This window comes from Desulfogranum marinum, from assembly GCF_963675105.2.
Lineage (GTDB): Bacteria > Desulfobacterota > Desulfobulbia > Desulfobulbales > Desulfobulbaceae > Desulfogranum > Desulfogranum marinum.
This window is the reverse complement of the sequence record NZ_CAXXRO010000004.1, coordinates 2401845-2427883: the sequence shown is the minus strand read 5'-3', so window position 1 is coordinate 2427883 and position 26039 is coordinate 2401845. Positions and strand designations below refer to the sequence as shown.

Here is a 26039-nt window from a genome sequence, read left to right as displayed (position 1 = left end):
CCGTATCGATGGTATCAAAAAAAGAAATTCAAAAAGAACGATACTGCTCGGCCTTGAGACCAACCTTCCCCTGGAGGGCACTGTGGATAAGCTGCAGCGTTTTCTCCTTCTCTTCAGGCAGCCTGGCTTTGATCGGTAAATAATTGGATGCATGATTTGCGTGAAAATAGCCGCCAGATAAATCAGTGTGAGTGATCATCACAGCTAATTCCTCAAGCATCTCCATGGGTTCGAGCAGTTCAAACAACCCTTTTTCATAGGACGAATACAGGTCTGTTCCCTGACTGAGCATGAGACTGAGTGCACCTACATATTCAGGATCAATTGCGCTCAGCACCCGGCCTGTCTCCACTGCATGGACATGGGACCGCTTTTTACCGGCAATCCCAAGCAATACCGTTACCGAAAGTAACATCCCGGCACTACGCAGTCTTTGCCCCATCTCAACCATACGCTGTGCATTGCTGCCTTTACAGATATGCTCAAGCGTCACATCATCGCCGGACTCAAGGCCCATATAGGCAATTTTTAAACCAGCATCACGTAGTTTCTGTAGATCCTCATCACTTTTAAGCCTTATACTTTTCGTGTTGGCATATATTCCAACCCTCTCCACCCAAGGAAGTTGCTCGCGAATTGCATTGAGGATATGCAGCAGCCTCTTTTGTGGCAGAATCAGTGCATCACCGTCACAAATAAACAGTCTTTTTTGTCTTTGAAAATGCCGGGAAGCATACTCGATGTCTTCCATGATAATGTCATCGTCTTTGATCGAAAAACGACTATTCTTGTACATTCCGCAAAAACTACATTTGTTGTGAGAGCAACCAGTGGTCACCTGAAGAAGGATAGATTTCGCTTCACTTGGCGGCCGGAAGACATCACCCTGATAGTGCATTATATGTGGCCCTAGATCTCAGTTTAACAAAGGTGTCCGGCAGAGAGATGCCCCCTGCCGGATGGCGAGCATTCATCAGTGTAGTTTAATCAATATACTCTAACACAATTTTCAACATGCGACGCAGTGGCTCTGCCGCACCCCACAGGAGTTGATCCCCCACACTAAAAGCACTTATGAATTCAGGACCTAGATTCATTTTTCGAACCCTCCCCACCGGAATGTCCAGCGTACCGGTTACCCTGGCCGGGGTCAGCTCCCGAAGTGTTTCTTCCTTGGTGTTTTCCACCAGATAGCCCCACTGATTATGCTCATTTATGGCCTGTTCAACCTCTGCAAGCGGAATATCCTGCTTTAATTTAATCGTAAAAGCCTGGCTATGGCAGCGCATCGAACTGATCCGGACACAACATCCGTCAACGGGAATCGGCGAATCCTCCAGGCCCAGGATTTTATTGGTTTCACTCACGCCCTTCCATTCCTCACGAGTCTGTCCGTTCTCCATGGGTGAATCAATCCAGGGAATAAGACTAGCAGCGAGTGGCGCACCAAAATTGGCAGTAGGAAACATGGAACTCCTGATACTTTCAGTAACGTTTCTGTCCACATCAAGGATGGCTGAGGATGGATCATCAAGAAGTGTTCCTGCATTCTCGCCGATAATGCGCATCTGCTCGACCAATTCTTTCATATTTTTGGCACCGGCACCGGAAGCTGCCTGGTAAGTCTGAGATGATACCCACTCAACCCAGCCTTTTTCAAAAAGACCGCCTAAAGCCATTAACATTAAAGAAACGGTGCAGTTACCACCGACAAACTTCTTGATGCCACTTGCAAGGCCCTTATCGATAACCGAACGGTTAACAGGATCAAGCACAATAATGGAATCACTGTCCATACGCAGTTTGGAAGCCGCATCAATCCAGTACCCTTGCCAGCCCTTACTGACCAACTGAGGATACACAGTCCCTGTATACCCCCCCCCTTGACAGGAAACAATTATATCAAGCTCTGCAAGCTGTTCAACATCGTGTCCGTCAATTAATTGATAGGTGGTTCCATCTATTTCCGGACCAGCCTGCCCAGCCTGGGAAGTTGAAAAAAAACGAGCTTCATACCCCTGAAAATCCTTTTCTTCCCGCATTCTTTGCATCAAAACGGAGCCAACCATACCCCGCCAACCGACAATACCTACTTTTTTCATGGCTCTTCTCTTTCTCTAGGAATCTATTTCTTGATGAACTTTTGATAAGCCCATCACTTGCTTTAAGATAGTTAAATTACGACACAGGCATACCAAGCAAGGTATTCTTTATCTCACGACGCCGACAACTGCAGTTTTCCTGACATCATCGTTTTTTGAGGCGCAAATGTTTTCGTAATTCATTAGCAATCAAAGGTGCCACCGAAAACACCTGCAGCAAATCATCACTGCAGGAACCGGGATATGTATCTGCTCCGATGATACAATGAATACCGCGTTCTGCAAAACGCTGTCTAGCCTTGCCGGCAAGCACTAAATGCGTTGCCATCACTGCGACATCAACCGCTCCAGCCTCATAACAACGATCAACGGTCTGGAGCATGGAGCCACCTGTACGGATCATGTCATCACAAATAACAGCCGTCTTGCCTTTGATAACCCCCGACAACTGGCCCACAATAGTCTTATCCACATCGTATCTATCCTTATTGGCTGCAGTGTGGGGGCAGTCCAATATCCCTGCCAGACGCGACACTCGTTTGCTAAAACCATAATCAGGGGAAACAAGCACAAAATCTTTCAAACCAAGTCTGCGTATTTTTTCAGCTCCGTATCGCTCGGTCCACAGGTGACGGGTCCTAATCTCGCCGGCGTGGGCATGCAGAACTGCTTCTGAATGTAAATCCACAAAAGCAACATAGTTGGGACGAGAACGAAAAATCTGCCGCGTCCTGGTTATTCCCTTGGGAATTTCGCCCGATTCCGGCCGTACCCTTTCCATGGTCGAATATCCAAGATATGGGATCACCACGTTCACAGAAAGGGCATTCCAGTAGCGGGCGCCGGCAATAAGGTCCACCAACTCCTGCTGGGCACTATCATCAGGAGTCGATGCTATAATCACCACGTGCTTGCTCGCCACCTCTGTGGGGAAGGCATGATAGAGTTCTCCGTCTGCAAACCATTGTCGCTTCATCTCGGTTCGCACCACTTTCAACTCGTTGGCAACCTTCTCTGCCAAGGCTTCCGCCGCAATATTATTAATGAGCAGAATATTACTTCGCTTTGCCATATGCTCCCCCTGGAAAATGTTTAGATGTTTATTTCATCGCCGCAACGATGGCATCGCCCATGGCAGCCGTAGACACTGGTGTCAAATCAGGTGTAGCAATATCCTCGGTCATGATGCCCTGTTCCAGGGTAGCAGACACGGCATTTTCTATGGCATCGGCGGCCGCCTCCTGTCCCAACGTATAGCGAAGCATCATTGCCGCTGACAAAATCTGAGCTATGGGATTTGCCTTTCCCTGACCGGCGATGTCAGGTGCAGAGCCTCCAGCAGGTTCATAAAGACCGAATTTATCGGCATTGAGGCTTGCAGATGCCAGCATCCCCATGGAGCCGGTGATCATTGCAGCCTCATCGGAAATAATATCGCCAAACATATTGCCACACAGCATTACATCAAATTGTTGAGGGTTGCGGACCAGTTGCATGGTTGCATTATCAACATAGATATGATTGAGTTCCACATCAGGATACTCTTTGGCAATCTCATTGACCACTTCGCGCCACAGGACCATGACAGTCAGTACATTCGCCTTGTCAACGGATGTAACTCTCTTGCTACGCACCCGTGCGGCCTCAAAAGCCATTCTTGTAATACGTTCAATTTCAGATCGCTTATACACCATTGTATCCCAGGCCTTCTCTTCCGGGCCGCTTCCTTCCCTTCCCTTGGGCTGACCGAAATAAATGCCTGAAGTCAATTCCCGCATAACGAGGATATCAAACCCTTCACCCACAATATCACTCCGCAGAGGGCAGGCAGCAGCAAGCGAAGGAAAAACCTTTGCCGGACGCAGGTTGCAAAACAAGTCAAAATGCTTTCGTAGAGGCAGAAGTGCAGCTCTTTCCGGTTGTTTTTCGGGTGGTAATTTTTCCCACTTGGGTCCGCCAACCGAACCAAACAATACAGCGTCACTCTCCTCACAGACGGCAAGGGTTGCCGGGGGAAGGGCCTCGCCGTGATTATCGATGGCAATACCGCCAACATCTGCATGGACAAATTCCAACGAAAAATCGAATTTCTGTTGGACTGTATCTAAAACTTTCAAGGCCTCGGCCATTACCTCGGGTCCGATACCATCACCGGCTAACACTGCAATCTTGCTTTTCATTAGACTCCTCAGTTAAACGTAAAAAATAAATCCGCCTGCTTTACTGACTGTACCAACCGTACATGGCTGCATGGACGACAAAGCAGGGGGAAAGAATCAACAGAATATTGTTAAAAAGGATTATATAACACGCTGAAAGAAAACTTTTTGCCCCAAAATGTGGAAAAAAGAATATCTCAATGTGGTCTCACGATTCGACTACTACTTTTAAATTTTTACTACCAAATATACGTAGAAGTTACCAGTGAGAAGTAGACCAGGTCTACAGCTGCTTGGAAAGTATAAGGGCAATACTCTTTTTAATGAAGACGAACCAACCCTACTATTCTGTCGGCACCTGAATACGGGAGGACAAACCGTTGAGTCGAAATCAACCGACAAGAACGATCCATATTTTCTACCTCCAACAAGCGCTCCTCCTTTGCCGCCATAATCACTGCTGTTGCCCCCTGTTCTAGAATAGGGTACACCATCGGCAAAAAACTCACTGGTGAGGCTACCGCTCTACTGGTTACAAGGTTGAAATGATCTATATGCTCATGAGCAAAGGCCTCTATCCGGTCTGCAACAATCTCGACATTTGTCAGCTGGAGGATTCGTGCAATATGACGCAGAAAAGAAACTCTTTTCAGGCGTGGCTCCAGCAGGGTAAATGATACCTTCGGTAATACGGCAGCAAGCACAAGTCCCGGAAACCCTGCACCAGTGCCCACATCCAGCAGACGTATTCCTTCTTTATTAACGAGCAGAGGGTACAAGGTCAGGGAATCAAGGAAATGATTCTCAAGGATTTGCTCGTCCTTGGTGTCACGGGCGATCAGGTTAATGCGACGATTCCACTTCTTGAGTTCGCCAAAATAGAGCAGCAACGCTTCAACCTGCTGCTGATCAAGCGCCACTCCTAAACGAGAAGCGCCCTTTTTCAGAAGTTTTTCACTCTCCACCGCGCACCCTTACAGCCACTGAATTTCCATGGGCAGTGAGCCCTTCCAGGTTCGCCAACCTTTGGATATGATCAGCATCATTACACAGAGCACGTTTTGAATAGGAAATAACAGAACTCTTCTTTAAAAAAGTTTCTACTCCGAGGGCTGATGAAATACGCGCAGTGCCCATGGTCGGTAAAACATGGTTTGGTCCGGCTACATAGTCACCGGCGGCTTCCGGTGTATATGAACCAAGAAAAATAGCACCCGCATGACGTATATGCGGTAACCATGCCCACGGATCGGTTATCTGTAATTCAAGATGCTCACTGGCAATCCGGTTGGCCATTGTAATCGCTTTTTCCAGGGAATCGACCACCAAAATAGCGCCATAATCATCCAGCGCTTTTTTGGCTATATCAGCCCGTGAAAGCTGGGCCAGCTGCTGTTCTATTTGTTCGCAGACTTTGGCGGCAACATCTTCTGAGGTGGTAACCAGAATAGCCGTTGCCTGCTCGTCGTGCTCAGCCTGGGCCAACATATCGGCAGCTATATATGCAGGAGTTGCGGAATCGTCAGCCACAATCAACACTTCACTGGGACCGGCAATCATATCGATTCGCACCCTGCCCATAACCTGGCGTTTGGCCTCTGCCACATATTGATTACCAGGACCGACAATAACATCTACCCGAGGGATAGACTCCGTTCCATAGGCCAGTGCCCCAATGGCCCAAGCTGAACCGGCCTTATACACTTCCGTTATCCCTATCTCACGGGCAGCGACCAGCAAGGCCGGATTGACAGCTCCTTGCCGATCCGGAGGCGTCACCATCACCCGATGGCCCACACCAGCTATTGCCGCCGGAATTCCATTCATCAATACCGATGAAACCAACGGGGTCGAGCCACCCTGCCCGCCGGGAACATACAATCCTGCAGAATCCACCGGACGCACCAACCGACCGGTAATAGTTCCATCTTCACGGGTCAACATCCATGAATCTTCCATCTCCCGCTCATGAAAAGTGCGAATTCTATCGATTGTAAAATGCAGGGTCTCTATAAATTGCGTATCGACCAAAGCCCTGGCCTGCTCAAATTCAACCTCGCTTACTTGTAAGTCTGCAATATCGAGCTCTGGGGCATCAAACTGGTTGGTATAATTGAGTACAGCAACATCCCCTTGAGTACGTACACGTTCTAGGATTTCTGCCACAGACTGTCGACATCCAGAATCAGCCTCAACAAAACGATTGTTCAATTGAGCAAGGCGTTGCTGCCCTTTTTTGCTGGCTGCATCTGTTACTTCAAGCATTGAGATTTCACTCCTTTGTTTGTTTTTCTTTTTTCCACAGAGGTACTGTCTTTTTCTGTAGTTCTGCAAAAGGTATCAACCACCGTGGCGATGGAACCATTTTTCTACTTCCGGTTGTAAAAAAGTTTTAACAACCGGTCTCCCATGGGGACAGTGGGAGAAAACGTCACTTTCCTCCATCTGCTGCAATAAGCTTATCATTTCTTGTGGACTGAGTACATTGCCGGCCTTAATGGCTGCCTTGCAGGCCATAGACGCCAGCAGGTCGTCAATAACGCCCGCCACCACCTGCTTCCGGCTTCCCTTGCTTTCATAGAGCATATCCAGGATATCGTGAAGCATGGAGATCGGGTCAAGCACACTTATCACTGCCGGCACGCTTTTGATAACCCAGGTTGTCTCTCCAAAATAGTCAATCTCCAAGCCGAGACTTTGCAGATCGTCATGGTAACGTTCCATGGTTTCCATGTGATCAGGCCCCAGTTCCACGGTCACAGGAAACAGCAGTCCTTGCCGGGGGATATCTTTTTTCAAATAGTCCCGTTTCATTTGCCCGTAAAGGATTCGCTCATGGGCCGCATGTTGATCAATCACAATAAACCGGTCACCTTTTTCACACAGTAAATACAGTGAAAACAACTGACCGACAAGACGAAGTCCGGCAAACTCAGTGTCTCTTTTCTCCGCCGTTGGCTCATGTTGGAAAAAGGGCGCAGAAAAAACGTGCTCTGATACCTTTTCAGGACGCTCGGTTGCCGTGGGTTTTTCCATGACAGGAGGCTGCTCATCGGGCACGACATGCTTGTTCTGGACGCGGGCAATGCCAATAGCGCTATCCAAAGGGCGTTGAAAAGGCTTTGCTGCGGGCTCGGCCATTATCAGATTTTCGCTGAGCCGTTCCTGATTTTCGTTGATACTTTTCTGTGCAGGGGTAAACAGCTGTGCACGGGCATGCTCTTGATGCTTCTGGATAGCACTTTTCACAACCGTCTTAAGCAGCTGATACACTTGCCGATGATCACGGAAACGAATTTCCCGTTTGGCAGGATGAACGTTAACGTCAACCAGTTCAGGTGAAATGGACAGCAACACAGCTCCTGCCGGCTTATACCCTTTCATTAAAAAACCATGCAGCCCCTCTGTCACTGCATTGCGAATCATTCTGTCCTGGACGGCCCTGCCGTTGACAAGAATCCGTAAACGAGCTGAACGGTTTGGGGCTGCTTCAGGTAGAAGGAGGTATCCGCCCACCTGTATGGAGTCGGTTGCCGCAGCACCACTATGCTCAAGAGAAAGCAAAGGACCATCATAACGAAAAATATAACGGAGACGAGTTTCCAAGTCGCTTCCGGAAGGGCAATCCAACACTGTTCGTTCATCGACACGGAGACTGAAACCGACTTCAGGCATGGCAATGGCCTGGTTCTTCACGACCTCCTCGACATGATACGTTTCAGTACGAGCAGATTTAAGAAATTTCTTTCTTGCCGGCACATTACCAAACAGGTTACGCACTTCCATGACCGTTCCCCTGCTGCAGCCCTGCTCGTGGACCGCATGCAGAGCTCCATACCTTAGCTCGACCAAGGTCCCGCTCTCTTTTTCCTGATCGCGGGAGATAATGGTCATCCGGGAAACAGAACCTATACTGGGGAGAGCTTCTCCGCGAAAGCCAAGGGTGGCAATGGCACCCAGCTGACTTTCTTCCTGTATCTTGGAAGTTGCATGTCGCTCCAGGCAGAGGAGAACATCATCTTCGATCATGCCGCATCCATTGTCAACGACACGCATAAGCCGCACGCCACTGCCTTCTATCTCGACATCTACCTGGTTGGCTCCGGCATCAATGCTATTTTCTATCAATTCCTTAACCACGGAAGCAGGCCGCTCAACCACCTCACCGGCTGCAATCTGGTTGGAAAGATGTTCAGAAAGAATGCGTATACGTGACAAAATAAATCGGTTCCAAAAAAGTGGGCTTTAATGATGCTCAACCTAAGAATTCATGGTAGAGAACTGCCTATCAGGAACGGTAGCCTGCCTGCCGCGAGAGTGAGCATCACTATATATGGGTTGTCAAACCTCTAACATTACATATTCTCCTTTCTCTTGTCTACCAAAGCCAAACAAAAAAAACGATCTTCGCCCTTAAAGCGGAAAAGTCGTAATCCATACACCCATTCGCACATCTGTCTCTTTCTCCTTACCATCGGCGGTATTGTCTCTTTGCTGGTGGGAGGAGGACTTGCGTGGTTCATGCTCCTGGACATTCCGGCTATCCATTCAGTGGACGATTACCGCCCCCAGGTCGCCACCATCGTCCTTGATCGAACAGGCAAACCGGTTGACGCGATATACAAGCAATACCGAGTGATAACTCCGCTCAACAAAATGCCGGCTCTCCTTCCCAAGGCTTTTGTCGCCGCTGAGGACAGTCGTTTCTGGGAACATCCGGGACTTGACCTGTGGTCGATCTTGCGTGCAGGAATCAATAATCTCCGGTCAGGAAGGCGTAGCCAGGGGGGATCGACCATTACTCAGCAGGTGACCAGGTCCCTGATGCTCACCAGGGAAAAAAGTTATCTCCGTAAAATTACTGAGTCAATTCTTGCCTACAGACTCACCCAACGGCTCACCAAAGAGGAAATCCTCTACATTTACCTTAATGAAATTTACCTTGGCGAAGGTGCCTACGGCGTAGAGGCAGCTGCAGAACGATATTTCGGTAAAAAAACAAGTCAGCTTTCCCTCGCTGAAATAGCTCTGCTTGCAGGGTTGCCACAGGCTCCCAGTCGTTATTCTCCCCACAAAAAACCAAAAGCTGCCAAAGCCAGGCAACGGTATGTACTTAACCGTATGGCCGAAGAAGGCCACATTACAGCTGCTGCAGCCCGGAAAGCATACCAGCAAAAACTACACTACACAGCACCGCATAAAAACAAATTAATTGCCGGATACTTTACCGCCCATATTCGCAAGCTTTTGGCAAAACAGTACGGGCAAAAGGCCCTTTATCAAGAAGGTTTAGTCGTAACCACCACTTTGGACAGCCAACTGCAAGCCCATGCTGTCCGCGCAGTGAAAAAAGGAATTAGTCAAGTAGGCAACAGACAAAACACTAAAAACCTGCCCCAGGGCGCTCTGGTTGCCATGGATCCCCGTACCGGAAGAGTGCGTGCCTTGGTTGGCGGTGCAAATTATCAGCAAAGCCAGTATAATCGAGCTGTAGAGGCAAACCGGCAACCAGGCTCTTCCTTTAAACCTTTCATTTATGCGGCTGCTTTTGAAAAAGGCAGACAGCCCGGTGATCTCATTAACGATGCCCCTTTCTCCATTCGTAACCGCGACGGGTCTGTGTGGCAGCCCAAAAATTACAACAATCGCTACCAGGGATCAACCAGTCTGGCAGACGGTCTTATCCATTCCAACAACATTGTGAGTATTAAGCTGCTCCGGCAGACAGGACTCAAACCGGTTATCCGGCTCGCCCAACAGGCCGGCATAAGCGCAGACCTGCAGCGCGACCTGACCCTTGCCCTGGGCTCTTCGCCGGTATCCTTACTCGAAATGACCGCAGGATATGCTGCCTTTGCCAACCAGGGACTCGCCATTCGGCCCGTCTTTATCACCAGTGTTCGTGATCATACCGGCAAACGTCGTCCGTGGCCGCAACCGCGTCCCAATAAAATACTCTCTCCGCAAACAGCTCAGCAAATTAAGCGACTGCTGAGACTTGCGGTCCAACGAGGAACAGGAAGGCAGGCAGCAGCCGTAAAAAACGGGGCCGGTAAAACCGGGACGTCCGACAACAACACGGATGCATGGTTTATTGGTTTTTCAGACAGGCTCTTGGCCGGCGTCTGGATAGGCTATGATCGGAGTCAGTCTCTGGGAAAAAAAGAAACCGGCGGGCGGGCCGCAGCCCCGGTTTGGAAAACATTTATGCAGCAATCACAACAGTAGGAGAACTTTACCCGCGTCATTGATAAGACAATCAATCAGCCCGAGGTGATCATATGTCAACCATAAAATAATTAGGGCAAATTAAAGCGATAACCGATATAATTTTAACATACTCGCAACTCTACATTTTTGGAGAAGGGACCATGGTAGATATCATTATCGGACAAGTTCAACCTATTGGACCACCAGTTAAAAAAACCGATACCAACTCCATTAGCGTGGAAGCTGAAATCCTTAATGTCAGACCTCCGCGCAAACAAATAACACGACCGGCCGGTGAAGAGAGGCGCAAGCAATTCAGGCAGGATCCTCACAACGGACAAGTCTTGACCCTATTGGTTCCTAACGGAATGACCCTGCCTAAAGATCTTGACGGTAAAAAATACAAGGTCGTAATGCGAATCGTGAAAAAGACATAAAAAAAGCCCTTTTTTGCACATTACGGCAAAAAAGGGCTGAATAAGAATTTTGGAGGTGCGCCCCAGTTGAAAGCGATATCAATCAGAAGGGTTGCATGACCCAGATGCCGCAAGGACAAGTATCTGCGCAGAAGCCGCAGGCAATACATTTGTTATCATCAGAGACATACTCATAGTCAACCCCATCAGCTCCCATCTTCTTTTCCTGCCTTGAAATCGCATTAGTGGGACAGATAGTTTCACACAGATGACAATCCCGACAAGAGCCGCAACTCAGACATCTCGCCGCCTGCTGATCCTCCGTAGTAGCCTTATCTCTTTCCGGATCATAATGGGCAATGGTGAGATCTTCATATTTTATTAACCGCTTGTTAAAAGGAAGCCATGGTTCTCCCTTGATTTCAGCGACAATAAATTCTGCAGTACGTTTTCCCGCACCAAGGGCATTGGTAGCAAGCCCTGGACGTTCTACATCACCAACAGCAAATATTTTTTCATCACTGGTACGACCAGTCTCATCGCTCTTAATCCAGGAACCGCCGGCGACATTAACCACCTCAACTGAATCAGGCAAAAACGGCAACGTGGGAATATCCCCAATGGAGATAATCACAGTTTGTGCAGGTATCAGCGTACCATCGTTGGTTATCAATCCCTCATCGGTCACTTCTTGCGTCATTACAGGCCATTGAAAGGTTGCGCCAAGAGCCTCGGCTGCTTCCCGTTCCTTGCCGAAGGCAAGTGGCTTTTGGATATCAACCAGAGTAACCTGCTCAGCCCCAAGGCGATACGCCTCTGCCGCCACATCACAGCCGACATTGCCGGCACCGATTATGACCACCTGTTTACCGGTCACCATCGGGGTATCGCTTTTTGCCGCCTTAAGATAATCAAGGGCTGGGATCACCTTTTCATGCCCTGGGAATGACAGGGTTTTAGGCAGATGCGCTCCCACACCAATGACCACATAATCATACTGCTCTTTCAGTTCTTCAACCTTTTCTTTGGTTAAACTGACGCCCAGATTGACATGGATATTTTCATATTTAAGAAAACGTTCAACCTCCATCTCCCAGACTGCTTTAGAAAGCCGCTCCCAGGGAATGGTTTGCGCTAGCTTTCCACCAAGCACTTTATCCTGCTCGAAAATATCCGCTCGTATACCGTGCTGAGCAAGATGCCAAGCTACGGCCATACCAGCCGGACCACCTCCAATGACAGCGACTTTAGCGTTGATGGAAGGTTCAGGCTCAGGCGGGTCAACCCGTTGAACAGCCCGCCCAAGGACGGAGACATCTATGCTGTAATCTATTTTTTCCCGGGAACAGTTCTGAATGCAGAGGTTCGGACAGATTGTCCCGCATACAGAGGCAGGAAAAGGAGTATACCGAAGCAGCATTTCATAGGCTTCTTCGTTTCGCCCTTCCCTTATCAGCCGCAACCGGTCAATGGTAGGAATATGAATGGGACAATAAAATGTACAGGGTGCTGCTGAATCGCGATTTGCCCAGTAAGGCTTTTTACGACGCATATCCCCTGTTTCAACCACCCCGATAACGCTTCTTTCAAGGGCAGGAGCAAGATCCCGCAGCGGGTCTCCTCCATCAAAGCCTTGCATCCAGATACGCCTGCGAAACTCTTCCATAGGCATTGGTCCAGAGAACATCAGTGCCCTTTCCTGCGGGGTGATAGCGTCAAGAACCTGCCATTCCTCCCGGACTGACAACATCTCCAAAAGCTCAGGTCGTTCTATGGATTCCAGGTAACCCGGTAAATTTGCAATCAGCCATTCCCAGTCACTATCAGTCGGATCGGAAAGCTTGGCATTAGTTCTCGAATACGTGTCATCGGTCTGTCCACGGTAGAATATTTTGCCGCCGACCATGCCGACACAGGGACGATATCCGAGAACATTCTCCGGATTTCTAGGTTCAACCCCGCAAATGACGCCAACACCACCGCAGTTAAACTCGGCAAAGGTATCACCGACAGAACCAAGTACCCACATCTCGGGTTTTTCATAATCCGGATTCCACTTGGTCATGGTCAAACCACGGGCACCGATTGACCCACCAATCATGACTCGTCCGGCGGCCATGGCATTGCAGACGCCATTGGTTGCGTCCCCTTTGACGACGATGTCGGCACCAATATTAAGGTAACCAACATCATCCGAGGCAGATCCTTCACAGATAATGGTTGCTCCGGGCTGCCCCATACAACCAAGTCGCTGCCCAACCGGCCCTTTAACCGTCAGATGCACGGGCCGCTGCTTTGTTCCAAGCCGCAAACCAATATTATGTTGACCAAAAGATTCAAGGATCAGCCGGTCACAAGCAGCTGCAGCGCCGCGAACCTCTTCCTCAAAGACTTTCGAGGAAATGCGCTGATTGTCTTTATCCTTACCTGGAACGGTAATTACATTTGTATTTTCTTGACTCATAGTATTTTCGATCAACAGATATAATTAATTTTCAGCCGTTCAGCAGCGGCGGCATCATCAATTCCAAGGGCATCGGACATACCTATGGGCAAACTCTGTGATCGACCGAGTGGTGCCATTATTTTTTTCATCTCGGTACGAATACCCATGAAGGTATCGGCCACCCGCTGCGCCACGTCATCGGGATCGAGCCTACGATACAATTTTTCATTCTGACTGGTAATCCCTTTGGGGCAAATACCTGTGTTGCACACATTACAGCGCCCAAGTTCATTACCGAGACATCCGGCAGCAGACTGCATGATGTACTTGCCTACGTGTACGCCTGAAGCGCCGAGCATGATCAACGCCATACCGTTCTGGGTAACATTCCCATTTTTACCCACTCCACCAGCTGCAAAAAGAGGAATTTCATTTTGTTTCCCCTGCGCAACAAGGTCGAGATAGCATTCCCTCAGATTGGAAGCTACAGGGTGTCCGGTGGCCTGCATACTCACATCATAGGCAGCTCCTGTCCCCCCATCAATACCGTCGATCATCAAACCAGAGGCATATGGATTACGAACCAGGTTGTTCAGCACGGCCTTGGCTGAAGTAGAGCCGGAAATTTTCGGATACACCGGTACGCGAAAACCAAAAGCCATGGACATGGTCTGGATCATTTTCATGACACTCTCTTCAATGGAATAGAGTGTCTGGTGTACCGGTGGTGAGGGTAAGTCAACACCTTCAGGCACACCACGCAGACGGGCTATCAACTTACTGACTTTAAACCACATCAACAAGCCGCCATCGCCTGGTTTGGCTCCCTGACCGTACTTAATCTCAATAGCAGCCGGATCGCACTGCATTTCAGGAATCGCACGAATAATTTCATCCCACCCGAAATAACCGGACGCGATCTGGAGAATAATATATTTCAAAAACGGCGACTTCAGAACCCATGGGGGACAGCCCCCCTCACCGGTGGCCATTACCACCGGAATTCCAAGCACTTCGTTACAGTAAGCAACACCTTGTAACAACCCCAACCACATATTAGGAGAAAGAGCACCAAAAGACATGGAACCGATGATAAAAGGAAAAACTTCCCTGGTCGGCGGAATCCATTCTCCGGTAGCTTTTTTCTTTAAATAATCTTCAGGGGAAAGCACCCTGCCAAGAATTGTATTGTAGTTAAATTCGTGGCGCCCCGCATCCAGAGCAGGATCAGTCAACATGGAGATACGATCAAAAGAGATACGATCTAGAATCGTTGCCCCGGTCGAATTCCGTCGCCCCCCCCTTTTATATGCCTCACCCTTTTGGTTATGGATAAAGTGGGATCGATTCTCATTTTGATTGGGCTCCGGGCCAATGGCTTCGTTGGGACAGACCATGGAGCACATGCCGCAACCGATGCATCGTTTGGCAATATCTGTCTGTTGGCGAATACCTACGAAATGTCGGTATTCATTCCCTCTTTTTTTCTTGAGTACATCAAGCTTGGGTACTCGCTGGCGCCTGTAAGTAAGGTAAATAGCACCAACCGGACAGACAGAAGTACACCTGCCACAAAGAGTGCAGCGGTCTTCGCGGTGTTTGATGACCCAGGGAAGGTCATGATAAGTTAAGCTGCTTGGGCTAGTGAAAATGGATCGAACTGAGACCATATTGTAAGTTCCTTTCGTTCAGGTGGAATGATAACTGTATGCTCCCGCATGGGCTGGAAATCTAAAGATGGATCGCGATCAGGTACAAGGGCATCTACGCCGCACATTTCTGACGCGATGGCCCAGGCTCCGGGCCGACCACCGACAGTTGCAGGCCGCAGTTTCTTCTGATCCATAACCAACAAACAGGTTTCATCGGGCAAGGTTCCAATCACCGCGTTCGGGCCATCGATTATAAGGCGGCGACAGGCAGTGCGCAATCCTTTAAGGAATTCGCCCTGTGGATGCCTGTCAAGTTCTTCTGTTTTAAGGGGAGTAATAACATGTTTATATACTTCAAGCGGCAGACCAAGGACTTTGGTTACGTAGTGAAGAATATGGGCAAAAACCTCCGAATCACTGTGGTATCCCAAATAACCGGGAACCTCACGACCTTCCAGGTATTCCTTGACGGGGATAAAAGCAGTATTTTCACCGTTGGTCATGGTCGAAATTCCCTGGATAAAGAAGGGATGGCATGCATAAAGATTAATACCATAGTTGGTATTCTGCCTCCCTTGGGCCATAACCACCCTAGCCCTGATCCTGTTATCATCAAGACTGAGGCCGTTGCCAACCTGGAGCGGCCATCCTACTTCTTTAATCGTGATAACATCATTCCAGAGCGAAAAAACTGTTAAATCGCCACCATGATCTTCCCCGTCTTTGCGTAGGGCAAGACGGGTGGCAAGCAGCTCGGCTTCCTGCTCTTTTTTGGTCAGGCTTTTCCATCTCTCCGGTACTCTGTAGACCCTGACAACATATTTAAATCGACCTCGTGACCGTTCATCAATTATACCTTTACGACGTTCAAAATCATGTTGATATCGAAAATCATATCCTGAATCAGTCATATAGTCAGCCATGCGATTCAGGGCCCTTTCTGTATGGGCTATCCCGGATAAAATAACATGACGGGGGTGCAGTTTAAAATCTTCAAACTCGATTCCACGCAGCAGTAGCCCTAGGCCACTGCCATCATATCCTTCCTGCATGGCCTCCATGGCAGTCAGGACTTCGTATGGGGAAAACGGTTCATCTGCGCTTTTTAGAGCTAATCGGCACATGCATTACTCCTGAAAAGTCATTCTTGGAAGCGGATTTGACCAGGAAAACTGGCGATACAATACAAGCAGATGTAATTCCAGAGACAGGGGATGTCTCATGAAGTTAAGCTGAGTTGCAAGCATGAAAAGTTACAGAAACACTGCAACCTTGTCAAGAGGAAAGGGAGTCCTCCATAAGAACAAATTGTTACCAGAACCTCTGGTAACAATTTTGAAGGATTTTATCTCAACAGAACATATTGAGCTACAAAAATGAAGATTTCCGTGAGGGGGCTGCCGACAAGGAGATTAAAAAATTATTTGGTAAGCACTTTGGATATATTCTTTGCCTTGTCCACTTTGTCCTGCATTGCGGTAACTTCTTTCACCCCAGGCAGGTTTTTTTTAATATCCAGTCCCATGTCCTCAACCTCATTAAGACCATTTTTAAAGGAACCAATCGCCTTACCAAGACCAGCACCGATTTCCGGTAGTTTTTTCCCACCAAAAATAAGAAACGCTATACCAAAAATCACCAGAAGTTCTGGTGTACCTAATCCAAACATGACTGTCCTCCCTAAAACAAGCAGTTACAAACTCATCTACTTACGCTTCAGGATCTTTTTTATCTTCTTCAATGGATTTTGATTCTTTTTCCTGCTTGGTGGCATCTTTAAAATTTTTAATGCCCTTGCCTATTCCACTTCCAATTTCAGGCAGTTTACCTGCACCAAAAATGATAACGATAATGACAAGAATAATTATCAATTCGGGCATTCCAAGACCGAACATAGGGGCTACCTCTTTGAAGTTTACTTTACTGTTAAATCCGACAACAATAGCATTTCAAGCTATACACTGTCAACCGACATTCCTTTGCTTGCTGATTCCCAACGCCATTTCCTGTATTTTTCGTATAATAGCATTTTCATCGAGAGTGAGCAATTGACGGTCTTCCATCACTACCCTGCCGTTGATAACAGAATGAATAACATCGCCGCCTCTGGCCGCATACACAAGATGGGAAACAGGGTTATACAGAGGAGTCAGATGGGGCTGATCAAGGTCAATGACAATGCAGTCAGCTTTTTTCCCAACCTCAAGTGATCCAATCACCTTGTCTGCACCAAGCACCGCGGCCCCCCCCATGGTACCGGCTCGAAGAGTCGAAACAGCATCCATGGTTGTGGGATCCATAGAGGTGACTTTGTGTACCTTGGCAGCTGTATTCATCTCACCAAACATATCAACATCGTTATTGGAAGCGGCACCATCGGTACCGATACCCACAGTAACTCCTTGATCGATGAGTTTTGGTACAGGCGCAACACCTGATGCTAACTTCAGGTTCGATTCCGGACAGTGGGCGACCTTCACTCCTCTTTCTGCCATAAGCTCAATTTCATCATCCGTTACCATCACGCAGTGAGCAGCCACTACGTGTTCGTCTAAAAGACCAAGTTTTTCCAAGTGCTGGACAGGCGAACACCCGTAACGTTCTTTACAGGTATTAACCTCATCACTGTTTTCAGCAAGATGGACATGGTACAGGAGATCATTGTCTCTGGCCATGTTGCCCAAACGCACCAGCAATTCAGGGGAACATGTATACACAGCATGAGGATCGATGGTTATCCGGATCAAATCATGATTACGGTACTGTGCAAGCAGCTCTTGGGTGTAGGCAAAACCGTTTGCAAGTTCACCATAATTTGGTGAAGGGAAATCATACAGTACCTCTCCTAACCAGGCACGCATACCTGACTGCTCCACAGCACGACACACATCGGCGGCAAAAAGATACATATCGCAAAAAGAAGTAGTCCCGGACTTGATCATTTCACACAATGAGAGCAAGGTGGCACTGTACACCATATCACCAGACAGGGTAGCCTCAACAGGAAAGATATACTCCTGGAGCCACTGCATGAGCGGTAAATCATCTGCGAGTCCCCTGAAGCAAGACATGGCAGCATGGGTATGGGTATTGACGAGACCGGGCATTATCAACCCATGCTCTTCAGCTATGATCTGCCTGGCTCTGTAGGTTGCACCGATTTCCTCGGTCTTTCCTCGGGCGACGATGACCCCATCGTTGATCGCCAGTGCTCCTTGTCCAACAATAGTATCCTTCTTATCCAGGGTCAGCAGGTAGCGACCACTCAGAATCAAATCTACAGTTTTTTTGTTCATCCTCAGAGCTCCGACAAAAAAGAAACCAGCAACGTTCGTAACCGAGGACCTGCCTTTTCAGCGGCCTCCACAATATCGTCCAGCAGTATTGGTTGAAAATTATCAGGATCATTGACATTGGCAACCACAGACAGCCCAAGAACCTCCATCCCCGCATGAAGGGCAACAATTACCTCCGGCACAGAAGACATGCCAACGGCATCGGCACCGATCATCTTCAAATAACGAGTTTCAGCCGGAGTCTCCAAGCTGGGTCCAGGGATGCATATGTAGGTTCCCGTACAGACATCGCCAATATCAGTTGCAGCTGCAGCAGCCAATGCTTTCTGCTGCAAGGCGGGAGCATAGGGGCAGGAAAGATCAGGAAATCGCTCCCCCCAGTGATCAATATTAGGTCCACGCAGGGGATTTTCAGGAAGGAGATTGATATGATCTGCCATAATCATGATCGTCCCAGGCTTATATGTACTGTTCAATCCTCCGCTGGCATTGGTAATCAGGGCCATACGGGCGCCAAGCTGAGAAAGAACGCGGACGGGAAAGGTCACCTCTTTGGTGGAGTACCCTTCATAATAATGAAATCTACCCTGGAGTATGGCGACGTCCTGCCCACCAAGTCGACCACAGATCAGATTACCTGCGTGGGTGGCAACCGTTGAACGCGGGAAATGGGGCAGCTCTTCGTAGGGAAAATCGACCACATCATCCATGGCCGGTACAAGTCCGCTTAATCCGGTTCCCAACTGGATAATAACCTCCGGCATGCGCGGCAGCCGCTGCCGAAGAAAAGCAACTGCTTCCTCTACCTGCTGCCGGTACTGATCCATACCAATCATTGGAGCCCATTCTGCTTGATATAGGAACGGACAAGCTCCGGATCAGCATCAATAATCTCACATCGGCTTTCTTTACCGACTAAATCAGCCAATGCCGGCGGTAATTGCGGCTCCTCTCCGATAGCTGCCATCACTGCAGCACCAAATTTTGCGGGATGAGCGGTGGCAAGACAGACCACAGGTCGCTTGTTATCTGCGCATTCCAATGCAGCCTTCACGCCTACAGCCGTATGAGGGTCAAGGAGGTACTGTTCCTGGTTGTGAAAATCCCTGATCATAGCCAAGGTCTCCTCCTCGGAAACAGAGCGGGAAAGAAAATCCTGGTTCACCTGGCTCTTCAAACCACTTAAATCCAAGGCACCTGTGTCTGCAAAATCAGCCATATCCTGCTTGACTTGTCGGCCGTTTTCATCTCTTAAGTAATAGAGGTACCTCTCAAAATTAGAGGCTATCTGGATATCCATCGAAGGACTACTGGTGGCAACGACACTTCCTTTTGAATAATCTCCCCCTGTAACAAAACGAGTTAAAAGATTATTGGCATTGGTCGCAAGGATAAGCGCATTGATGCACCCTTTGGGCAATAGCCGTTTCGCCACATAACCTGCAAAAATATCGCCGAAGTTACCGGTGGGCACCGAAAAATCGACACTGCTTTCCCCGCGCTTCAGTAATTTTAAAAAAGCATAAATGTAATAGACCACCTGAGCGAGTACCCTGGCCCAGTTAATGGAGTTAATAGCCCCAAGGTGATAGGCATCTTTAAAGGCAAGATCGTTAAAAAGGGTTTTCACCATGGCCTGGGCATCATCAAAAGTACCGCGAACAGCCATGTTAAACACATTTGGATCAAGCACAGTGGTCATCTGCAGAGCCTGGATAGGACTTGTCCGCTCATGGGGATGGAGAATGAAAATATTGATCCCCTTTTTGCCGCGAACACCGGCAATTGCAGCACTGCCCGTATCCCCTGAGGTGGCCCCCAGAATGTTCATCTGACCGTTAATACGTCCAAGCTGATATTCAAACAGGTTACCCAGCAATTGCAGGGCCACGTCTTTAAAAGCAAGAGTCGGGCCATGAAACAACTCCAGAATATACAGGCCGCCCCTCTTGGTTATCGGTGTAACCTGCGGGTGCGAAAAGGCGGCATAGGAGCGGTCAACCATCTCCTCCAGTTCCAGCCTTGGAATATCGTCAATAAAAAGAGACAAAACCTCAACCGCAAGCTGTTGATAGGTCAGGTTCTGCCACTGCTCCAGTTTCGCTTCTGCTATAGTGGGGAGGAACTGAGGAAGCAGCAAGCCGCCATCTCTGGCAAGCCCCATCATCACCGCATCCCGAAATCCTATGGGATCAACCTCACCTCGCGTGCTTATATATTGCATCTCACTGTCCTCTATCGATAGGCCCTGTAAAGAACTGCTTCTTCAAAGCTGTTTACCTGCAAATAATTACAAAACAATATGCATCTCCGTTGCCATATCACATCGAAAAAATGATACCGCCGGTTGATGCCCTTTTACTGGAGATTTTCCAGTAGTTGATCGACATCGATCCGCACTGCATCATGCCACAGGCCTTCAAGGTCATAAAACTGTCTGCTTTCCTTATAAAAAATGTGCGCAACCATATCACCGAAATCAAGCAGCACCCATTGCCCCTCACGTAACCCTTCACTATGTTTCGTGCTCACCCGTTTAGAGCGAAGTTCACGTTCAATGGCTTCAGCCAAGCCTTGAACATGACGGGTTGAGCGACCACTCATGATCACAAAATAATCAGTGAAAGACGATAACCCACGAACATCGAGAACTACTATATCCTCGGCCTTGGCATCTGAAGCAATACGGGCAGCGGTAACAGCTAATTCTTCCCCACCCTTTTCCTGGTATCCTTTTTTTAACTCTCTCATTTTTCCTCGTGGAGCCGGAACCTTTCCAGCTCGTTTATTATGTATTGTACAGGAGCCTGTTGGGTCCTGTTTTTTCTCAAATCAAGGCATTTTCAGAAAATAAAACACAGCCATATGACTGACTTCTGAAAATAAGGCCTGTGCAAAAAAAGACCTTATTCCGGCTAGATGTTCTTTTGGTCAGTCCCGGCACATTGCCACAGCATAAGGACAGCCTGTTTTAGTGCTGCATTGCTAATGGTATTACATGCATTCATGCATACCCTTGCCGGCACAAACACTTATCTACTCGGCTTGACTGGTTTCAGAGCTCCCCTTGCGAGTACGCTTTTTTCTCGGAGGAAACTCAAAACTTATTTTCCCCTTGTTATCAAGCAGAAGAAAAGCATCAAACGGTCGTTTCTTTTTAGAAATAAATCCGGTGATGAGCTCCGTTTTACCATTGGTAAGCAATTGTTTAATATGATCCGCATCAAGTCTGCGTCCCAAAATCATCTTGGATATGCGCAAGCCTTTCTTTTTATCGCCCTCCAGGGCAGACTCCGATAAAAAGCCGACAGGCGTTTCAAACACTCTGGTTTGGTCAACGGGTGAAATCCCTAGAGGTTCTTGCGCTGTAATCTCTGCCAGATCAAGATCTTCAGTTGAGTCTGCAAAGAGAAACTCCACCTTTGAATTGGCAATCCGTACTGCTGCGGCAAATGGTTTTCCTTTTTTCGACCGGAAATCGTCAAAGGGGCCAATTGTTTTCCCTTGGATAAGAGCAACAATCTCCTCTTCACTCATTACCCGACCACCGAGAACTTTACGAATAACCAGTTTTTTATCTTCTGCTTCAAACGCTGTTGCATTTTCAAAAAAACGGCGTCCGTCTACCGGAGAAAACGATGCTTCACGGATATTGCTTTCTTCACCGGATTTTACTTTTTCCACGATGGTACTGGTAATATCTCGGATTTCCTGCATAAACTGTTCGCGGGTCATGTCGCCTTTAAGGATTCGGTTGAGCTTGTACTCCCATTCCCCGGTAAGTTCCGGTGAAGCCAAAACATCAATATTTCTGGCTTCAAGGAGGGAGAGTAGTTCAACCGCTTTTCCGGTGGGTACCAGCTCCCGCTGTTCGCGGACAATATATTTTTCATTGAGCAGTTTTTCAATAATTGCTGCTCTGGTTGCCGGCGTCCCCAATCCCCTTTCTTTCATGGCTTCAGCCAGTTCTTCGTCATCCACCAATTTGCCTGAGTTTTCCATGGCTGAAAGCAGCGTTGCTTCTGAAAAACGTGGTGGTGGCTTGGTTTCATTCTTCTCTGCAGTCACCTCCTGACAGTGTACTGCCTCAACGTCTGGAATGGTCTGCAATTCATTCCCTTCACCTCCGGTACTGCCTACGCCATAAATAGCGCGCCAACCTGGTTTAACCAAAATTTTCCCTTCAGTGAGAAACGTCTCCCCCTCGACGATGGAAAGTCTTCTTGTATTGTGATACACAGCAGGAGGGAAAAAAACAGCCAGAAAACGCTGCACGATCATCTGGTAAATCTTCAGCTCCGGCTCTGTCAGGGTTTTGGCCAAACCGGTGGTGGGAATAATGGCAAAGTGATCGCTGATTTTTTTGTCATTAAAAATTCGCTTATTTTTTTTCAGATATTTTTGCTCAATAGCCTCACGAGCAAATTTACCAAATTGCCATTGTTGCTGCGCAACCACAACGTTTTTGACAGTGGGAAGATAGTCCTCCGGCAGGCAACGGCTGTCTGTCCGAGGGTAGGTGATCAGCTTATGTTTTTCATACAAAGCTTGGGCCAGGCCAAGCGTATTCTTTGCACTAAAACCAAATCGGCTGTTGGCCTCCCTTTGCAGGAGGGTTAAATCATAAAGAGGTGGAGCTCCTTTGGTTGACTGCTTGCTTGTCTCTTCAATAACTGCCGGTTTCCCTTTACAAAGGGCGATAATATCTTCACCCTTTTGGACATCCCAGATACGACTTTGTCGTCCATGGGGTTGACTCTCACCCTTTTTAAAATCGGGGTCTATCCAGATGCCCTCATATGTAACATCTTCACAGACAAAACTTCCGCGCAATTCCCAATAAGTAGTGGGAACAAATGCACGCCGCTCCGCTTCACGCTTCACCAGCAATGAGAGGGTCGGGGTTTGCACCCTGCCGCAGGGTGTTTTTCTAAATCCACCAAAGCGCGAATTATAGCACGTCAATGCTCTGGTAGCGTTTATGCCTATAAGCCAATCCGCTTCCGAACGACAAAGCGCAGTATCTTCAAGAGGATGCATTTCTTCGTCACTACGCAGATGTGCAATTCCATCTCGAATAGCATCCTGGGTCATGGACCGTAACCAAAGTCGACGAATCTGTTTGGCTTTGACTGAATTGGTCCAGGACTGCTTGAGGATATACTTGAAAATAAGTTCACCTTCCCGGCCGGCATCACATCCATTAACGATAACCGAGACATCGCGTCTTCTGATCAATTTACTCAGTGCATTGTACTGAGCTTTAGTCCCAGGTAGAACCTTAAGTGGAAATTCATGGGGAAGAATGGGAAGGTTATCCAAAGTCCACTTCTGAAAATCAGGATTAATTTCTTCTGGGTAGGCTATGGACACCAAATGACCAATGGCATAAGAAACAATATAATCATTGCTTTCAAAATGCGTTTTTGACTTGGTGAATTTACCGGGAAGTGCCTTGACGATATCTGCGGCGACGCTCGGTTTTTCTGCAATAATTAGGGTTTTATCCATTAGGTCAGCTCAAAGCGGATAGAGTAAATTATTTGTTTAATAAAAATTTCTTCAATGCATCATGCCATTGATTAGGTTGATCAAGATAACAGGGATGGGGGGCGCCATCCAAAATAACTCGCCGGTTGTCGGCAAGTTCTTCAACAAGTATATCGCTCATAGCTAGAGGAGAAACAGCATCCTCCCCACCCCAAACGATAAGCGTCGGTACCTGTACCCGGGCAAGCCCGGATCTATTTTCTTCAACCCCCACAGCACCGACAAGAACTAATGCCGAGAGACCTGCCCCATGAGCAATTGCAAATTCTATGGCTATTTTTCCTCCCATGGAGGGGCCAATCAAGGTTACCTGTGAGAGCGACATTACATCGAGAAAAGCATGCAGCATTTCAACAGGCGTCTTTTCGCACTCAGGACTCTGCCCAAAGCCCGGCATATCCACGGCCACTACTCTAAAGCCCTGGTTCGCGAGAAAGTCCATGGTACCCAGCTCCTGCCAGGTCTCTGCCTTGAACTTCATCCCGTGCAGCAGCACAATGGTTTTTTGTCCACGTTCGCCAGCCTCAAGATAGTGCAAGGTACAACCATCTACATTTACGATATTACTGATAATATGCGACATGAAAAAATCCTCTGCAAAGTACAAGTAAATAGGCTCAGCAATTTTTCCGCAACGACTGCCAAAGAAGTAAGCGACATCCGGCTCTTTGTCAATGTCCAAGGATCAATCAACGATGTTGATAAACCCACAAAAATAGATTCTTCCTTCTACGTCGGCGACGTTACAACACACGCATACAGGAAGAGAAAATCGCAAGGCAAAAAGTTTTATACGATGGCCATCAAGTAGATCTAAAGGAGGCTGAATACCAGCGAAAACAAGCATGAGACATGAAAAGCAAAGGTGTCTTGAATAATTGCCATTGAGCCTCATTTGCCTGCTGGTTGCGCTTACCTCGTTACGCTCAAAATTCTCAGATCGACGGTAAGCAAGACTCCAGGTAATAGATTGTATGCATTACCAAAATACTGAAAAAAAGATGCCTGACAAACGGAGCGTTGGAGAACATTGCGCAAAGCAGTAGCAACCTGTGATTTCGCCTAATGCAAAAAATGTTGAAAAGTACACACAATCAGCACCGGCTTTCATACAAAAATTGCCACGTCAACCGCCTACGACCTGGACGACCGGGAAGTGCCCCGCATACATAAAAAAAGGAGCGACCATAAGTCGCTCCCTAAAAAATCTTAAAAGATTAGCTATTAATCTTGAAGGGGGGTCTGCTGCAATTGATCTTGCAAATCAGCAAGCTGTTCGTTCTTATCGGTTAAATCCTGTACAAGTTCATTATTTTCTTGTTCCAATTCTTGCAGAACATCCTGTTGATCAGCAATTTTGCCGAGCAAAACATCCATGTTGATTTTTATCCGATCCAACTCACGACTGGTCTCTTCCAGGGCTGCATTCTTTTCTTCAACTATATTTTCAAGACCAACGATCTGGGCCATGGCCATTTCCATATCTATGGTAAGCTTTGCTACCTGCTCTTTTTCTTCTTCAGCAGCTACAGTTTCCCTCTCTTGGCTTGCAGCTATTACCTCTTGTGCAGCACTGATTTCAGCCTGCAGTTTTACGATGTCTGCCTGCAGTTTTTCTTTTTCCTGAACAGTCTTCTCGTTGTTAGCAACGAGCTCTTCTATTTTTTGACCAGCAACAGCGTTTGCATCTTGTAATTTGGCCAGTTCCTGACGTAAGGCGTTTGCTTGTTCGACAGCTGCCTCATCCTGCTTCTTATTTGCACCCGCTGCATCCTGCAGGTTTTTTATTACTGCATTCTGCTGGGCAATCTGCGCCTCAAACCGCTTATTGGCTTTACGGATCTGTACAAGTTCTTTTCTGGCGTTTTCAAGCTGCTTTGCCTGGCTACCTTTTGCATGCTTCTTCTCTTGCAATGCTGCAATTTGTGCTTCCAGCTCTTTAACACGAGGATCCTCGACTGTAACAATTGTAGGCTCAGCCGGAACAGCCGGCTTTTCAGCTTTCAAAGCATCTAATTCGGCAGTAACGGCAGTCAAATCAAGTTGCAACGACTTGGCTGCTCGATTGCTCACTGATCCCCAGATAGAGCAAATGACCAGTAATACAATTAACCCCCCAATGATCAAATTCCTGTTCTTCTCCATAATCTTCATACTCCTATAAATAGTTACGGTCTATGGTGTTGAGTATATCAAGCTACTCAATTA

General features: G+C 47.8%; 21 protein-coding genes. 2 read left to right on the top strand and 19 right to left on the bottom strand.

Annotated features, from left to right (window positions below; translation table 11 throughout):
• Positions 1-28: 28 nt before the first annotated feature.
• The 7 genes from ACHZCY_RS19400 to mutL all read right to left on the bottom strand — a co-directional run bounded on the left by ACHZCY_RS19400 (position 29) and on the right by mutL (position 8479).
• Positions 29-898: a radical SAM protein gene (locus tag ACHZCY_RS19400; protein WP_319550050.1), complete on the bottom strand. Its 870-nt coding sequence runs from the start codon at positions 896-898 to the stop codon at positions 29-31.
• Between the two features lie 85 nt (positions 899-983).
• Positions 984-2102 carry an aspartate-semialdehyde dehydrogenase gene (gene asd / locus ACHZCY_RS19395; protein WP_319550049.1) on the bottom strand — a complete coding sequence of 373 codons (1119 nt, stop codon included), beginning with the start codon at positions 2100-2102 and terminating at the stop codon, positions 984-986.
• A 145-nt stretch (positions 2103-2247) separates the two neighbouring features.
• On the bottom strand, positions 2248-3174 hold the full coding sequence (gene prs / locus ACHZCY_RS19390; protein ID WP_319550048.1) for a ribose-phosphate diphosphokinase: 927 nt from the start codon (positions 3172-3174) through the stop codon (positions 2248-2250).
• 28 nt (positions 3175-3202) lie between these two features.
• The gene (gene leuB / locus ACHZCY_RS19385; protein ID WP_205221064.1) at positions 3203-4282 is read right to left on the bottom strand and encodes a 3-isopropylmalate dehydrogenase; all 1080 of its coding nucleotides are present in this window, start codon (positions 4280-4282) and stop codon (positions 3203-3205) included.
• Positions 4283-4581: 299 nt separating this feature from the next.
• Positions 4582-5226 (bottom strand): 16S rRNA (guanine(527)-N(7))-methyltransferase RsmG, encoded by a 645-nt coding sequence (gene rsmG / locus ACHZCY_RS19380; protein WP_319550047.1) that lies wholly within the window; start codon positions 5224-5226, stop codon positions 4582-4584.
• A complete protein-coding gene (hisD, locus tag ACHZCY_RS19375) occupies positions 5216-6526 on the bottom strand; it encodes a histidinol dehydrogenase (protein ID WP_205221062.1) in 1311 nt (436 codons plus the stop codon). The genes rsmG and hisD overlap by 11 nt, the downstream gene beginning before the upstream one ends.
• 75 nt (positions 6527-6601) lie before the next feature.
• Positions 6602-8479 (bottom strand): DNA mismatch repair endonuclease MutL, encoded by a 1878-nt coding sequence (gene mutL, locus ACHZCY_RS19370; RefSeq protein WP_319550046.1) that lies wholly within the window; start codon positions 8477-8479, stop codon positions 6602-6604.
• Between the two features lie 156 nt (positions 8480-8635).
• On the opposite strand from mutL, the gene ACHZCY_RS19365 reads away from it, so the two are divergent.
• Positions 8636-10489: a penicillin-binding protein 1A gene (locus tag ACHZCY_RS19365; protein ID WP_319550045.1), complete on the top strand. Its 1854-nt coding sequence runs from the start codon at positions 8636-8638 to the stop codon at positions 10487-10489.
• Positions 10490-10632: 143 nt separating this feature from the next.
• Positions 10633-10908, top strand: a complete 276-nt coding sequence (locus ACHZCY_RS19360) for a hypothetical protein (protein ID WP_205221059.1) — start codon at positions 10633-10635, stop codon at positions 10906-10908.
• A gap of 82 nt (positions 10909-10990) precedes the next feature.
• Here ACHZCY_RS19360 and ACHZCY_RS19355 read toward each other — a convergent pair whose 3' ends face one another.
• The 12 genes from ACHZCY_RS19355 to ACHZCY_RS19300 form a co-directional block, all read right to left on the bottom strand.
• Complete coding sequence (locus tag ACHZCY_RS19355; RefSeq protein WP_319550044.1) at positions 10991-13351, bottom strand: FAD-dependent oxidoreductase; 2361 nt, start codon at positions 13349-13351, stop codon at positions 10991-10993.
• 11 nt (positions 13352-13362) lie between these two features.
• Positions 13363-15003, bottom strand: a complete 1641-nt coding sequence (locus ACHZCY_RS19350) for a glutamate synthase-related protein (RefSeq protein WP_205221057.1) — start codon at positions 15001-15003, stop codon at positions 13363-13365.
• The gene (locus ACHZCY_RS19345) at positions 14961-16109 is read right to left on the bottom strand and encodes a class II glutamine amidotransferase domain-containing protein (protein ID WP_205221056.1); all 1149 of its coding nucleotides are present in this window, start codon (positions 16107-16109) and stop codon (positions 14961-14963) included. Before ACHZCY_RS19345 ends, ACHZCY_RS19350 begins: the two co-directional genes overlap by 43 nt.
• A 296-nt stretch (positions 16110-16405) precedes the next feature.
• Positions 16406-16654, bottom strand: a complete 249-nt coding sequence (gene tatA, locus ACHZCY_RS19340) for a twin-arginine translocase TatA/TatE family subunit (RefSeq protein ID WP_205221055.1) — start codon at positions 16652-16654, stop codon at positions 16406-16408.
• Positions 16655-16694: 40 nt separating this feature from the next.
• Positions 16695-16880, bottom strand: a complete 186-nt coding sequence (gene tatA, locus ACHZCY_RS19335; protein WP_205221054.1) for a twin-arginine translocase TatA/TatE family subunit — start codon at positions 16878-16880, stop codon at positions 16695-16697.
• A 69-nt stretch (positions 16881-16949) separates the two neighbouring features.
• Positions 16950-18281, bottom strand: coding sequence for an amidohydrolase family protein (locus ACHZCY_RS19330; protein WP_319550043.1), 1332 nt, complete (start codon positions 18279-18281; stop codon positions 16950-16952).
• Between the two features lie 2 nt (positions 18282-18283).
• A complete protein-coding gene (locus tag ACHZCY_RS19325) occupies positions 18284-19117 on the bottom strand; it encodes a purine-nucleoside phosphorylase (RefSeq protein WP_319550042.1) in 834 nt (277 codons plus the stop codon).
• A complete protein-coding gene (gene thrC / locus ACHZCY_RS19320) occupies positions 19114-20505 on the bottom strand; it encodes a threonine synthase (RefSeq protein ID WP_319550041.1) in 1392 nt (463 codons plus the stop codon). Before thrC ends, ACHZCY_RS19325 begins: the two co-directional genes overlap by 4 nt.
• Positions 20506-20639: 134 nt before the next feature.
• A complete protein-coding gene (gene rsfS, locus ACHZCY_RS19315; protein ID WP_205221050.1) occupies positions 20640-21032 on the bottom strand; it encodes a ribosome silencing factor in 393 nt (130 codons plus the stop codon).
• A gap of 285 nt (positions 21033-21317) precedes the next feature.
• Positions 21318-23792: a DNA topoisomerase III gene (locus ACHZCY_RS19310; RefSeq protein WP_319550040.1), complete on the bottom strand. Its 2475-nt coding sequence runs from the start codon at positions 23790-23792 to the stop codon at positions 21318-21320.
• 28 nt (positions 23793-23820) lie between these two features.
• A complete protein-coding gene (locus tag ACHZCY_RS19305) occupies positions 23821-24414 on the bottom strand; it encodes an alpha/beta fold hydrolase (RefSeq protein ID WP_319550039.1) in 594 nt (197 codons plus the stop codon).
• Positions 24415-25055: 641 nt separating this feature from the next.
• A complete protein-coding gene (locus ACHZCY_RS19300; protein ID WP_319550038.1) occupies positions 25056-25976 on the bottom strand; it encodes a coiled-coil domain-containing protein in 921 nt (306 codons plus the stop codon).
• Positions 25977-26039 lie beyond the last annotated feature (63 nt).